This is a genomic window from Lutimaribacter degradans (assembly GCF_023703375.1).
Classification (GTDB): Bacteria; Pseudomonadota; Alphaproteobacteria; order Rhodobacterales; family Rhodobacteraceae; genus Lutimaribacter; species Lutimaribacter degradans.
Genome location: NZ_JAMQGO010000005.1, coordinates 152,456 through 165,199 on the forward strand (window position 1 = coordinate 152,456; position 12,744 = coordinate 165,199).

General features: G+C 63.5%; 11 protein-coding genes. 5 read left to right on the forward strand and 6 right to left on the reverse strand.

The features are described from left to right. Nucleotides 1-46: 46 nt before the first annotated feature. The 6 genes from M8744_RS09880 to miaA form a co-directional block, all read right to left on the reverse strand. Nucleotides 47-2,140: a dipeptide ABC transporter ATP-binding protein gene (locus tag M8744_RS09880; RefSeq protein ID WP_251414451.1), complete on the reverse strand. Its 2,094-nt coding sequence runs from the start codon at nucleotides 2,138-2,140 to the stop codon at nucleotides 47-49. 93 nt (nucleotides 2,141-2,233) lie between these two features. After that, a complete protein-coding gene (locus M8744_RS09885; protein WP_251414454.1) occupies nucleotides 2,234-3,679 on the reverse strand; it encodes an ABC transporter permease in 1,446 nt (481 codons plus the stop codon). A gap of 15 nt (nucleotides 3,680-3,694) precedes the next feature. Continuing rightward, entirely contained in the window at nucleotides 3,695-4,741 is a 1,047-nt protein-coding gene (locus tag M8744_RS09890; RefSeq protein WP_251414456.1) for an ABC transporter permease, read from the reverse strand. Between the two features lie 122 nt (nucleotides 4,742-4,863). After that, a complete protein-coding gene (locus M8744_RS09895; protein ID WP_251414459.1) occupies nucleotides 4,864-6,522 on the reverse strand; it encodes an ABC transporter substrate-binding protein in 1,659 nt (552 codons plus the stop codon). 241 nt (nucleotides 6,523-6,763) lie between these two features. Next, a complete protein-coding gene (locus M8744_RS09900) occupies nucleotides 6,764-7,603 on the reverse strand; it encodes a helix-turn-helix transcriptional regulator (RefSeq protein ID WP_251414462.1) in 840 nt (279 codons plus the stop codon). A 31-nt stretch (nucleotides 7,604-7,634) separates the two neighbouring features. Next, on the reverse strand, nucleotides 7,635-8,516 hold the full coding sequence (gene miaA / locus M8744_RS09905; protein WP_251414465.1) for a tRNA (adenosine(37)-N6)-dimethylallyltransferase MiaA: 882 nt from the start codon (nucleotides 8,514-8,516) through the stop codon (nucleotides 7,635-7,637). Nucleotides 8,517-8,647: 131 nt separating this feature from the next. Between miaA and pyrH the strand changes: the two genes are divergently transcribed. The 5 genes from pyrH (at nucleotide 8,648) to dxr (ending at nucleotide 12,733) form a co-directional block, all read left to right on the forward strand. Next, a complete protein-coding gene (gene pyrH / locus M8744_RS09910; protein ID WP_251414483.1) occupies nucleotides 8,648-9,382 on the forward strand; it encodes a UMP kinase in 735 nt (244 codons plus the stop codon). An 81-nt stretch (nucleotides 9,383-9,463) separates the two neighbouring features. Further along, nucleotides 9,464-10,024: a ribosome recycling factor gene (gene frr, locus M8744_RS09915; RefSeq protein ID WP_251414486.1), complete on the forward strand. Its 561-nt coding sequence runs from the start codon at nucleotides 9,464-9,466 to the stop codon at nucleotides 10,022-10,024. Beyond that, nucleotides 10,024-10,770: an undecaprenyl pyrophosphate synthase gene (gene uppS / locus M8744_RS09920; protein WP_251414488.1), complete on the forward strand. Its 747-nt coding sequence runs from the start codon at nucleotides 10,024-10,026 to the stop codon at nucleotides 10,768-10,770. Before frr ends, uppS begins: the two co-directional genes overlap by 1 nt. Next, nucleotides 10,767-11,561 (forward strand): phosphatidate cytidylyltransferase, encoded by a 795-nt coding sequence (locus M8744_RS09925; RefSeq protein WP_251414491.1) that lies wholly within the window; start codon nucleotides 10,767-10,769, stop codon nucleotides 11,559-11,561. Before uppS ends, M8744_RS09925 begins: the two co-directional genes overlap by 4 nt. Further along, nucleotides 11,558-12,733, forward strand: coding sequence for a 1-deoxy-D-xylulose-5-phosphate reductoisomerase (gene dxr, locus M8744_RS09930; RefSeq protein WP_251414496.1), 1,176 nt, complete (start codon nucleotides 11,558-11,560; stop codon nucleotides 12,731-12,733). Before M8744_RS09925 ends, dxr begins: the two co-directional genes overlap by 4 nt. The last annotated feature ends 11 nt before the right edge of the window (nucleotides 12,734-12,744 follow it).

Here is a 12,744-nt window from a genome sequence, read left to right on the forward strand (position 1 = left end):
GTATCAATGCGACGGGTCAGGCCCGCCCTGGCGGCGCTGGCTCACTTCACTCGGCGGCGACCTTGATCACGGGTTCCATGCGTTCAAGGATATCCTGTGCCAGGTGGCACTTGATCTGGTGGCCATCGGCCATGCTGCGCTGTGGCGGCACCTCTTTTTCGCAAAGGCCTCCGGGCACCTGGTCTTTCCAGCGGCAACGCGTCTGGAACGGGCAGCCCGGCGGCGGGTTCATGGCGCTGGGAATATCGCCTTCCAGCACGATATGCTGTTTTTCCACCCTGGTATCGGCTATTGGCACGGCCGAAAGCAGCGCCTCGGTATAGGGGTGGTAGGGCGGGGCAAAAACCTGATCGGTCGTGCCCAGTTCCACCACGTGGCCCAGATACATCACCATCACCCGGTCAGACAGGTAGCGCACGATCGACAGGTCGTGGCTGATGAACAGAAGCGTGGTCTTGTTCTCGCGCTGGATTTCCATCAGCAGGTCGGTGACCGCCGCCTGTACCGACACGTCCAACGCCGAGACGGGTTCATCCGCCACCACGATGCGCGCGCCGCCCGCAAAGGCCCGGGCGATGCCGACGCGCTGTTTTTGCCCGCCGGAAAGTTGCCGCGGCATGCGGTCGGCAAAGGCACGGGGCAGTTTCACAAGGTCGAGCAGTTCCAGCATGCGCTTGCGCCGGTCACCATCGGTCTTGCCGATGCCGAACACTTCTAGCGCACGCATGATCTGCCGGCCCACGGTCATCGACGGGTTGAGCGTGTCGAACGGGTTCTGGAACACCATCTGCACATCTGCCACCGTCTTGGTGTCGCGCTTCTGGATGGGGGTGCTTTCGATGTTCTTGTTGTCCAGCAGGATCTGGCCCTCGGTGGCGGTTTCCAGCCCCATCAGCACCTTGGCGAAGGTGGATTTGCCGCAGCCCGATTCCCCCACGATGGCCAGTGTTTCGGATTCGCGTGCCTCGAAGGTGAGTTCCTCGTTCGCCTTGACCACCTTCGTCGCGCCACCGCCGCCGAACAGCGCGTTGGCCGCGACCTCGTAATATTTCTTCAGCTTGTCCATCTTCAGGATGACATCGCCCGGCTCGGTCTTGGCGGTCTTGATGCTGGCGGCGACGGGGGCGTTCCAGTCGATCTCGTCGATGCGCAGGCAGCGCGAGCGATGGCGGTCATCGCCCGGAATATCGGCCATCGGCACACGCTGGTCTATATCGCACAGGCCTTCGCGGAAATAGTCGCAACGCGGCCCGAAATTGCATCCCGGCGGGCGTTCATGCGGCAACGGAAAGTTGCCCGGGATGGCCACGAGCGGATGCGCGTTCTTGTCGGTGCCCGGCAGCGGGATCGAGCGGAACAGCGCCTGCGTGTAGGGGTGCTGCATCTTGTCGAACACATCCTTGATGGAGCCGGTTTCCACCGCTTCGCCGGAATACATCACGCAGATCCGGTCGCAGGTTTCCAGAACGAGCCCGAGGTTGTGGCTGATGAACAGCATCGAGGTGCCGTATTTCTTTCCGAGATCCTTGACCAGGTCCACCACGGCCGCCTCTACCGTGACATCAAGCGCCGTTGTGGGTTCATCGAGGATCAGCAGGCTCGGTTTCGACATCAGCGCCATGGCGATCACGATGCGCTGCTGCTGGCCCCCCGATAACTGGTGCGGATAGGATTTCAGGATCCGTTCCGGGTCGGGCAGCTTGACGTCCGTCACCACTTCGAGAGCACGTTGGTAGGCATCGGATTCGCTGATCCCCTCGTGGATCATCGGCACTTCCATCAATTGCCTGCCGACCTTCATCGCGGGGTTCAGGCTGGCCATCGGCTCTTGATAGATCATGGCGATCTCGTTGCCGCGGATGCCGCGCAACTCGTCGGCCGACATCTCGCCAAGGTCGCGCCCCTTGAACTTGATCGAGCCGCCGACGATGTGCCCGTTCACGCCCAGATCCTGCATGACACCCAGCGCCACGGTGGATTTTCCGCAGCCCGACTCCCCCACCAGGCCCATCGCCTCGCCCGGTTGGACCACGCAGGAAAAATCCATCACCGCGGGAATTTCGCGCAGGCGGGTGAAAAAGGAAATCGACAGCTTGTCGATTTCCAGGATGGGGCCCTCGTATTCAGCCAGTTTGCTCATTCTTGTTGTCTCCCTGTCGGAAAAGGCGCTTTTGGCTTCCTTTCCCTGGAAATGTCGTGGCGGCCGGGGTGACCCCCGCTTTCGCCCTTCTTGTCAGTCCTTCAGGCTTTCCTCGCGCAGGCCGTCGGCCAGCAGGTTCAGCCCCAAAACCAGGCTCAGCAAGGCAATTGCCGGCGGCAGGGCGGGGTGCAGGTAGATCGACAAGAGCTTGCGGCCCTCGTTGATCGTGCTGCCCCAATCGGGGCTTGCGGGCGGCAGGCCCAGCCCAAAGAACCCAAGGGTGCCAAGGAGGATGGTGGTATAGCCGATGCGCAGGCAGAAATCGACGATCAGCGGCCCGCGCGCGTTGGGCAGGATTTCCCATAGCATGATATACCACGGGCCTTCGCCCCGGGTCTGCGCGGCGGCGACATAGTCACGCGTCTTGATGTCCATCGTCAGGCCACGCACGATGCGGAACACGGTGGGCGAGTTGACGAAGACGACCGAGACGAACACCACCAGGATACCCGACGGAATATCGAAGAAATCGAGCGGCCAGAAGTCGATCTTCGAGTTCTGGGCGTTGATCACCGACATGTAGAGCAAGAAGAGCGGGACAAGCACGATGGCGAGATATGTCCAGTTCTTGCTGGGCTGCCCCCTGTAGCGCGCGTTGATCAGCACTGCGCAAAAGATCAGCGGAAAGATGAACAGGGCTACCGCCATGAATTGCGGCAGGCCCGTCGCCGCGATTTCCGGCGTCACCAGCAGGTAGAACAGCAAGATGACCGGGAAGGCGAGAATAAGGTTCGCCAGAAACGACAGGAAGGTATCGAGCTTGCCGCCGTAATAGCCCGCAGGCAGGCCAAGGGTGATACCGACCATGAAGGCAAAAAGCGTGGCCAGCGGCGCGATGGCGATCACCACGGTCGAGCCCTTGAGCATCCGGCTGAACACGTCACGCGCCAGCGTGTCGCCGCCCAGCAGATACCACTGGAACTGCCCGTCCTCGGGGCTGCGCAGGGGCGTGCCGGGGCCCTTGTTCTTCATCCCCGACAACTGGTCGAGCGCGCCATGCGTCAGCAGCATGTCGAACCCGGCGAACAGACCCGTGAAGACCCAGAACATCACAAGGCCAAAGCCGATCATGCCGATCGTGCTGTCAAACAGCTTGCCGTAAAGACCCAGCTTGCGCTTGAAATTGATCGACAGGGCGAAAAGCACCACCAGCGCGATCCAGACCGGCACGAGTTGCTGGCTCATGCCGCCGATGATACCCGCGCCGGTCGCGCCCATGATGGCACCGGCGATCAGGTAGGTCAGTACCAGCGCCAGCAGGCCCAGCCCCGTCCAGTTGCCCATTTTCGGCACCAGGACGGCGGGACCGCCGCTGGTGGCGGAAAGCGTGCCGTCGGGGTTGGTGTGCATCGTGGGCGCGGGCAGCAGCACCGATACGGCGATGCGCAGCACGATCAATGCCAGGAATACCGGCACCAGCACGAAAAGGATCGGGTCAAGAATGTTTCCCAGCGATCCGGTCCAGGTCAATGGTTCCATGATCTTGTCCCTTCCTTACGTCACGCTGATGCGCGGGTTGAGATAGACATAGCCGATATCCGATATCAGCTGCGTCACCAGAACCACGATCACCGACACCACCGAAACGCCCAGCAGCAGCTCGATGTCGTTGTTGCCCGCGGCCTGCACCAGCGTCCAGCCGAAGCCCTTGTAGTTGAACAGGGTCTCGACGATCACGACGCCGTTCAGCAGCCAGGGAAATTGCAGCATGATCACCGTGAAGGGCGCGATCAGCGCGTTGCGCAGGGCGTGTTTCATCACGATGTTCGGGAAACTTACACCTTTCAGCCGCGCGGTGCGGACATATTGCGCGGTCATCACCTCGGCCATCGAGGCCCGCGTCATCCGCGCGATATAACCCATGCCATACAGGGCGATGGTCAGCACCGGCAGAAAGAAATTCTCGAAAGTCGGGTTGTCCATGGCGCTGGTGGCCGTTCCCTTGAACCATTTCAGCCCCACCGCGGACGAGGTGAATACCGCGATCAGGATCACCCCCGACACGTATTCGGGCGTCGCCGTCGTGGTGATCGCGAATGTCGAGAGCGTGCGGTCCGTGGTGCTGCCCTCGCGCATCCCCGCCAGAACGCCCAGAACCAGCGCCGAGGGCACCATGAGCAACATGACCCAGAACATCAGCCGCCCGGTCAGGCCCAGCTTGTCGCCCACGACGCTGGCCACCGGTTCCTTGAAAACGGTCGATTGTCCCCACCAGCCCTGCAACACGCCGCAGAACCTGGGCGCGGTTTCGGCATCGCGGGTGATCGAAACGCAGCGGCCCAACGTGTCGCCATCCTGGTTCTGGTAGGTCCATCCGGGCACCACGCCCAGCCATTCGCCATATTTCACAGGCATCGGCCGGTCATAGCCCCGGTTTTCAAGCCAGGAGGCGACCTGCGCGTCTGTCATGCGCACGTTGCCTTGCGATTTGGCCAGTTTTTCAAGGTTGGGATAGAGGTTCGTGAGAAAGAACACGACAAATGTCAGGCACAGGCAGGTCAGCAGCATCAAGCCCGTGCGGCGCAGTATGAACAATCCCATGTTGTCTCCGTCTCTGGCGCGGAACGGTGTCCGGTCCGGCTGGGCGGCAGGCGCGGCCAGCATGGGGCTGGCCGAACCACCGAAAAGGGGCCGCCACGGTTGTGGCAGCCCCCGCGGTGTCGTCAGGCGGCAAAGCCGTACTTGTAGAAATGGAACTCATGCGCGGGGTGCTTTTCCACGCCAACCACACCGGGGCGGTGATGGTTGTAGAGCGAGCGCCAGTAGGGCTGGATGATCACGCCCTCGTCACGCATGATCTGTTCGATCTGCTCCATGATTTCGCGCCGCTCGTCGGCATCGGCAATCGCCAGCGCCTCGTTGATGAGCCGGTCGAACTCGGCGTTCGAAAAGGCCGATTCGTTCCACGCTTCGCCGGTGCGATAAGCCAGCGACAGCACCTGCACCTCGAGCGGGCGATGGTTCCAGGTGGTGGCCGAGAACGGGTGTTTCGTCCAGTCGTTCCAGAAGGTCGCACCGGGCAGCACCGTGTGCTTGGCCGGGATGCCCGCATCGTTGAGCTGGGCCACGATGGCGGCGCCGGTATTGCGCTCGAAATCATCGTCGACGGTGATCAGCTCGTGCTCGAAATCGGCCATTCCGGCGGCTTCCATCTCGGCCTCGGCCTTTGCCGGGTCATGCTCGGCCATGCCGATATCGGCATAGGCGGGATGGATCGGGCAGACATGGTGGTTTGCCGCCACGACGCCGCGCCCGGAATAGCCCAACTCAAGGCAGACCTCGTTATCGACCGCCATTGCCATCGCGCGGCGCACCTGCACCGACGAATAGGGCGTCATGTCGCCCACTTGGGCCTCCTGGTTGGGCCGGATCACCAGTGTCGCGGCGGTGATCGCCTCGGTCCGCTCCCAGCCCAGGCCATCCATGACGTCGATGTAATCGCCCACGGTTTCATAGAACATGTCGACTTCTTCGGCCTCGGCCGCAGCCAGCCAACCCGACGGATCGGTGCCGTAATCGATCATCTCGATCCGGTCCACGTAGGGGCCGCCAAACACATCGGTTCCCCACCAGGGCTGTTCGGTGCGCTCCATCACGCAACGCTCGCCCACGCTCAGCTCCACCCCGTGGAACGGCCCGGTGCCGATCCAGGTGTCATAGGGTGCTTCGTGGTCGTGGTCCTTGTGCGCGATCGCCGCCGGATAGTCGGACATGTTGGCGATGATCGCGATGTCGGGCACGCTCAGGCTCAGCTTCACGGTCAGGTCGTCGACGGCGGTGATGGCACCCGGACGTGCCTTGCCATCTTCCATCAGGCCGCCCATGCGCGACGCCATCGAGTTTGTCTCGACGCTGCCATCGCACCAGCCTTCGATGTTGCGCACGACATCGGCGGCGGTGAAATCGGTGCCGTCATGCCATTTGATGCCGGGGCGCACGCGCAGCGTGTACTCGGTGGCGTTCTCGTTCACGTCCCAGCCTTCCAGCAACATGCCGCGGAAGGTACCGTTGGAATTGTATTCGACCAGGTATTCCAGGATGCCGCGGCTTTGGTTGCCGACCTCGGACCAGTCATAGCTGCGCGGTTCCTTCATCGCCTTGATGCTGGTTTGAATGCGCAGCGTGCCGCCCTGTTGCATCGGAACCGAGGCTTTCGCAGGTTGTGCCAGCCCGCCCAGTGCATAGGCCGCAGAGGCCGAAACCCCCATCGCGGTGGCACGCGACAAGAATTCGCGGCGGCTCAGCTTGCCGGCCTTGAACTCATCGGCATACATGGCCGCGGCGCTGTGGACGGTTTCATTCAATGGTGTTGTTTGCGTCATCTTGTTCTCCCTGTGACACAGTAAACGGATGGGTTTGATCTGTCTGATAGCGTTCGGGTCGTCGCGCTACACAAGTGAGCCTTTTGCATGCCCTGCCGTGTCATCCCCTCCTTGAACGGTATTCGGCACCAGAAGACGCCCTGCGTCAACGCCCGCAATCGTCATTCCATATACCAAAAGCGACACGTACATCATACAAAAACGACATAGAGCGTGTCTGCAACGGGGAAATCCCCGGTTACTACTTTTTGGCGTGGGCCGATCTTGCCTCGCGCAGGGCGCTGGGGCTGGAGCCGGTCTGCTGGCTGACGAACCGCGAAAAATAGGCCGCGCTGCCAAAACCCAGATGCGCCGCGATGCGCGACAAGGGGGCATCGCCCTGTTCGATCAGGCTGCGCGCGGCATGCAGAGTGACCTGGCTTTGCATTTCCGCGGCGGTCAGGCCGCAGGCCTGTTTGCACGATCGGCTGAGATGCGTCGGCGTGACATCCAGCATCGCGGCCAGTTCGGCCATACTGACACCCGTGTGGTGATGACGCACGAGAAGGTCGCAATATTGCGCCACCAGCCTGTGCATGGCCGTCGCCTGGTCGGCATCCGGTGTGATCTCCTGGCGGTGCAGCCAGACGGCGACCAGTTGCCCGTAGGCGCGCATCGCCTGGCCGGTCAGCACGTTGTCGCGCGCGGTTTCGCGCTGCATCGCCTCAAGCAGGGCGGTCAGGTCCGACTGGGCCTGCTGATCGCGGATGCGCAAATGCCGGGGCATGCGACCGAACCCAAGCTCGGCACCGTCGGGCAGCGTCAGGGCCAGCCCGAAACTTTGCGGCCCGGTTTCAAGCGCGTGCAATGTGCCCGCCGGTATGAAAAGCGCGTTATGCGCGCCGACACCCCGCCGGCGGCCTTCGACGATGGCACGCCCCTGGCCGCGGGTCATCCAGACAAGCAGGTCGTGATCGCAGGCATGCAGCAGTTCCAGCCGCCAACTCGCACCACCCGCATATTGCAGCAGGGTCTGGATCGAGGGCGCGGAAAGGCTGGCGTGGTCTTCCATGTCACTTCCGATAGCGGTCGACAGATTCATGCCTTGGTGTGGCGCAAAAGACACCGTGAAGTCAAAGATTCTGCGCGGCAATGCGCGTCCATCCGCCCATTCGGGCGCGGAACCACGTGCGCTGGCGCTTGGCGAATTGCCGGGTGGCAATGGTCGCGGCCTCGCGCGCCTCGTCCAGCGACAGCTCACCGCGCAGATGGGCGACGAGTTCCGGCGCGCCGATCGCCTTCGCCGCCGGCAAGGCCGGATCCCATCGGGGCAACAGCGCGCGCGCCTCGTCCAGCGCGCCCTGGGCCAGCATCGCGTCAAAGCGCCGTGCGATGCGGGCGTTCAGCCACTCTTTCCCGGCCTCGACCAGCAGGGGCGTGGCGCGGTCCAGCGGCAACAGGGGCGGGGGCGTGTCGTCTTGCCAACTGGCCAGGCCGCGGCCGGTGTTGCGCTGCACCTCCCACGCGCGCTGCACGCGCATCGGGTTCTGCCGGTCGATCCGCGCCGCGGTATCCGGGTCAAGCGCGGCCAGCAGTGCCGGCACGCCCCGGTCGCGCATCAGGGCATCGGCCTCGGCCCGGATTTCGGGGGGCGTGGCGGGAATGTCGGCCAATCCCTCGGTCAGGGCGCGAAAATACAGCCCCGTGCCACCCACGATGATCGGGCGCGCGCCTTGGTGCACGATATCCGCGACCTCGCGCAGCCAATGCCCGACCGAATAGGCAAAATCACAGGGCACGTGGCCGTAAAGCGCGTGCGGTGCGCGGGCCAGGTCCTCGGGGCCGGGGCGCGCGGTCAGCACGCGCCAGCAGGCGAACACCTGGATGGCGTCGGCGTTGACGATCACGCCGCCCCCCGCCTCGGCGATACGCAGCGCGAGGGCCGACTTTCCGCTGGCGGTCGGGCCCGCGATCAGCACGGGGCGGTCATCTGGTATGTCGTCGATCAGGCGCATGGCGCTCGATGTAGCCGCAAAACTGCGCGGATACAAAAGCCAAAACACCGGCCCCGCAAGTTCGCGGATTGATCCCGGGGGGGATTTCGGACATTTTGCCGCCAATCCAGACAAACCGATGGGAGCCCCATATGGCCGACGCTGCCAAGACCCCGAAACCCGCGTTCCGGCGCGTTTTGTTGAAAATCTCGGGCGAGGCGCTGATGGGCGACCAGGGCTTTGGCCTGCACCCGCCAACGGTGCAGCGAATCGCCAGAGAGGTGCAATCGGTCCACGAACTGGGCGTCGAGATCTGCATGGTCATCGGCGGCGGCAACATCTTTCGCGGATTGGCCGGTAGCGCCCAGGGGATGGAGCGCACGACCGCCGATTACATGGGAATGCTGGCCACGGTGATGAACGCGCTGGCGATGCAATCGGCGCTAGAGGGGCTGGGGGTCTATACCCGCGTCATCAGCGCGATCCGGATGGACGAGGTGGCCGAGCCCTATATCCGCCGCCGGGCGGTGCGCCATCTTGAAAAGAAGCGCGTCTGCATCTTTGCCGCCGGCACGGGCAACCCCTATTTCACCACTGATACCGCCGCCACGTTGCGCGCCAACGAAATGGCCTGCGAGGCGATATTCAAGGGCACCAAGGTCGATGGCGTTTATGACAAGGACCCGGTGAAATACCCCGATGCCAAGCGCTATGACCAGATCAGCTATGACGACGTGTTGCAGCAACACCTGGGCGTGATGGATGCCAGCGCCATCGCGTTGGCGCGCGACAACAACCTGCCGATCATCGTCTTTTCACTGGACGAGCCGGGCGGCTTCAAGGGTATCCTGGCGGGCGAGGGCACCTATACCCGCGTCGGCGGCTGACCGCCGCGCTGCTCTGGCCAAAGAGCCGGGCTTGGATTAGACGGGTGTCAGAACAATACTCAACAGCGTGCAAGGGCAAACATGTCAGACGACTTCATCCTCGATACGGAAGATCTTGAACGGCGCATGCAGGGCGCGATGACGAGCCTGCGGACCGAATTCGCGTCGCTGCGCACCGGCCGCGCCTCGGCCACCATGCTGGAGCCGGTGACGGTCGAGGCCTATGGCCAGCAAACCCCGATCAACCAGGTCGGCACCGTGAACGTGCCCGAACCGCGCATGGTGACCATCAATGTCTGGGACAGGTCGATGGTGGGCGCGGTTGAAAAGGCCATCATGAATTCCGGTCTTGGCATCAATCCGCAGACCAACGGCACCATCATCATGCTGCCGATCCCCGAATTGAACGAGGAACGCCGCCGCGAACTGGGCCGCGTTGCCGCGCAATATGCCGAGCATGCCCGCGTGGCCATTCGCAATGTGCGCCGCGACGGCATGGACCAGATCAAGAAGGGCAAGGATCACATGTCCGAAGATGACCAGAAATTCTGGGAAACCGAGGTTCAGGACATGACCAACCGCTTCATCAAGATGGTGGACGAGGCGTTGGAAGCCAAACAAGCAGAGATCATGCAGGTTTGATGCATGACCGCGCTGAACCCGTGACCTCGCCTTCGAATACCAAGGGGGCACCGCGCCACGTGGCCATCATCATGGATGGCAACGGGCGCTGGGCCCAAAGCCGTGGACGGCCGCGCCTGTTTGGCCATCACGCGGGCGCCAAACGCGTGCGCGAAGTGGTTGAGGCCTGCCCCGATCTTGGCGTCAAGTATCTGACGATATTCGCCTTTTCGACGGAGAACTGGAAGCGCACCCAGGTCGAGGTGGCCGGGCTGATGAGCCTGTTCCGCCGCTACATCGCGAAAGAGGCCCGCGCGCTGCGCGACCAACAGGTGCGCGTGCGCTTCATCGGTGACCGGGTGCGGCTGGATGCCAAGCTGATCGCCCTGATGGACGAGCTTGAAAAGATCACCGCCGAGAATGACGGCGTGAACCTGACCATCGCGCTGAATTACGGCGGCCGCGACGAGGTGGCGCGCGCCACCAAGCGCCTGGCCGAGGATGTCGCCGCCGGGCGGCTTGATCCGGCAAGCATCGACCAGGAAACGCTGCCGAAATACCTGGATACCTACGTGTTGCCCGATCCCGACCTTGTGATCCGCACCAGCGGCGAGGCCCGGATATCGAACTTCCTTCTGTGGCAGTCGGCCTATGCGGAATACGAGTTCATCGACACGCTTTGGCCCGATTTCACCAAGGCAGAATTCGCGCGGCTGATTACCGGCTACGGCACCCGCGAAAGACGGTTCGGTGCCGTATCGGCATGACGGCGTCGGCCTCGAAATGGAATGACCTCTGGGTGCGCGTGGCGTCGGCAGTTGCGATGCTGGCCATCGGCGGGGTCGAGGTCTGGCTGGGCGGTCTGTGGTTCAACAGCTTCGTCGGGGTCATCATCGGGCTGATGATGTGGGAACTGGTTCGCATGTTGACAGGCGATGGCCGGCACCGTGCGGTTGAAATCGGCGTGGTGTCCGGTGCGGTGATGGTGGCACTGAACTACGTGCCGGCGCCGGTCGTGCTGCCGGCGATCGCCGGTATCGTGGTGGCGGGGGCCGCGCTGACGCGGACATATCGCAAATCCTGGTTGCTTTACGCACCAATGATATTGCTGTCGGGCTATGCGCTGTGCTGGATTCGTGACGGGCTGGGCATCGAATTCCTGATCTGGCTGCTTTGCGTCGTCATCGCGTCGGATGTGGCGGGATACTTTGCCGGGCGCCTGCTGGGCGGGCCGAAATTCTGGCCCGCGATCAGCCCCAAGAAAACATGGTCGGGCACTGTTGCCGGCTGGGTCGGCGCGGCGGTGGTCGGGGCCTATTTCGTTCATGTTTTCGATGTTTTCTTTGACGGGGCCGCGCAACCGGCACTCGTGGTTCTGATCTCGGTTCTGGTGGCGCTGGCCGCGCAGATGGGCGACATCGTCGAAAGCGCGATCAAGCGGCGCGTGGGCGTCAAGGACAGTTCGGCGCTGATTCCCGGCCATGGCGGGCTGCTGGATCGGTTCGATGCGCTGATAGGGGCCTCGCTGGTGGTACTGGCGCTTGGCGTGTTGCTATGACCAAGCGTCGGGTGACGATTTTCGGGGCGACCGGCTCGATCGGGCAAAGCACGATCGACCTGATCAAGCGCGCGCCCGACCGTTTCGAGGTGGTGGCGCTGACCGGCGGGCAGAATATCGACCGGCTGGCCGCCGACGCGCGGGCGCTGGGTGCGGGCCTTGCCGTGACCGCCGATCCCGCGCGGCTGGATGATCTGCGCGCCGCGCTTCACGAAAGCGGGGTCGAGGCCGCGGCAGGGCCCGCGGCGCTGATCGAGGCCGCAACGCGCCCCGCGGATTGGATCATGTCGGCCATCGTGGGCGTGGCGGGCCTGGCACCGGGGCTCAAGGCGCTGGAGCAGGGCACGACCCTGGCCCTGGCCAACAAGGAATCCCTGGTGACGGCCGGGCCCTTGCTGATGCAAACAGCGGCCCGCCACGGCGCGCGCATCCTGCCGGTCGATAGCGAACATTCGGCCATTTTCCAAGCCCTGGTGGGCGAAGACATGGCCGCGGTCGAGCGCATCGTGATCACCGCCAGCGGTGGCGCGTTCCGCGATTGGCCTCTGGAACGGTTGGCACAGGCCAGCGTGGCCGAGGCATCGAGCCACCCCAACTGGGACATGGGCCAGCGCATCACGATCGACAGCGCGTCGATGTTCAACAAGGCGCTTGAGGTCATCGAGACAAAAGAGTTTTTCGCAATCGCACCCGAACGGATCGAGGTGTTGGTCCATCCCGAATCCCTGGTTCATGCGCTGGTCGGGTTCCGCGACGGGGCCTTGATGGCCCATGTCGGCCCGCCCGACATGCGCCACGCCATCGGCTATGCGCTGAACTGGCCCGAGCGCGCCGAGCTGCCGGTGGCGCGGCTTGACCTTGCGCGCGTCGGCCAGCTGAATTTCCGAGCCCCGGACCCGGCACGCTACCCTGCGCTTGCCCTTGCGCAACAGGTGATGGCGCAGGGCGGGCTGGCGGGCGCGGTGTTCAACGGGGCCAAGGAGCGCGCGCTTGACTGCTTCATCGCCGGGCAGATCGGCTTCAACGACATGACGGCCCTCGTGGCGGGCGCGCTTGACCAGATCGGGTCGCAGTCCGGCCTTGATGATGGCGAAATCACACTTGATAACGTCGCCCGGGCAGACCATCTGGCACGCAAGGCGATTGACGCGCAAATTGCCCGGCGGGCCTGACCGGCCGTGAG

What these genes read in the sequence shown, in the direction of transcription:
- M8744_RS09880 (WP_251414451.1), bottom strand. Translation starts at nt 2,140, where the DNA reads ATGAGCAAACTGGCTGAATACGAGGGCCCCATCCTGGAAATCGACAAG.
- miaA (WP_251414465.1), bottom strand. Translation starts at nt 8,516, where the DNA reads ATGCGCCTGATCGACGACATACCAGATGACCGCCCCGTGCTGATCGCG.
- M8744_RS09925 (WP_251414491.1), top strand. Translation starts at nt 10,767, where the DNA reads ATGACGGCGTCGGCCTCGAAATGGAATGACCTCTGGGTGCGCGTGGCG.
- M8744_RS09890 (WP_251414456.1), bottom strand. Translation starts at nt 4,741, where the DNA reads ATGGGATTGTTCATACTGCGCCGCACGGGCTTGATGCTGCTGACCTGC.
- dxr (WP_251414496.1), top strand. Translation starts at nt 11,558, where the DNA reads ATGACCAAGCGTCGGGTGACGATTTTCGGGGCGACCGGCTCGATCGGG.
- frr (WP_251414486.1), top strand. Translation starts at nt 9,464, where the DNA reads ATGTCAGACGACTTCATCCTCGATACGGAAGATCTTGAACGGCGCATG.
- pyrH (WP_251414483.1), top strand. Translation starts at nt 8,648, where the DNA reads ATGGCCGACGCTGCCAAGACCCCGAAACCCGCGTTCCGGCGCGTTTTG.
- uppS (WP_251414488.1), top strand. Translation starts at nt 10,024, where the DNA reads ATGCATGACCGCGCTGAACCCGTGACCTCGCCTTCGAATACCAAGGGG.
- M8744_RS09900 (WP_251414462.1), bottom strand. Translation starts at nt 7,603, where the DNA reads ATGAATCTGTCGACCGCTATCGGAAGTGACATGGAAGACCACGCCAGC.
- M8744_RS09895 (WP_251414459.1), bottom strand. Translation starts at nt 6,522, where the DNA reads ATGACGCAAACAACACCATTGAATGAAACCGTCCACAGCGCCGCGGCC.
- M8744_RS09885 (WP_251414454.1), bottom strand. Translation starts at nt 3,679, where the DNA reads ATGGAACCATTGACCTGGACCGGATCGCTGGGAAACATTCTTGACCCG.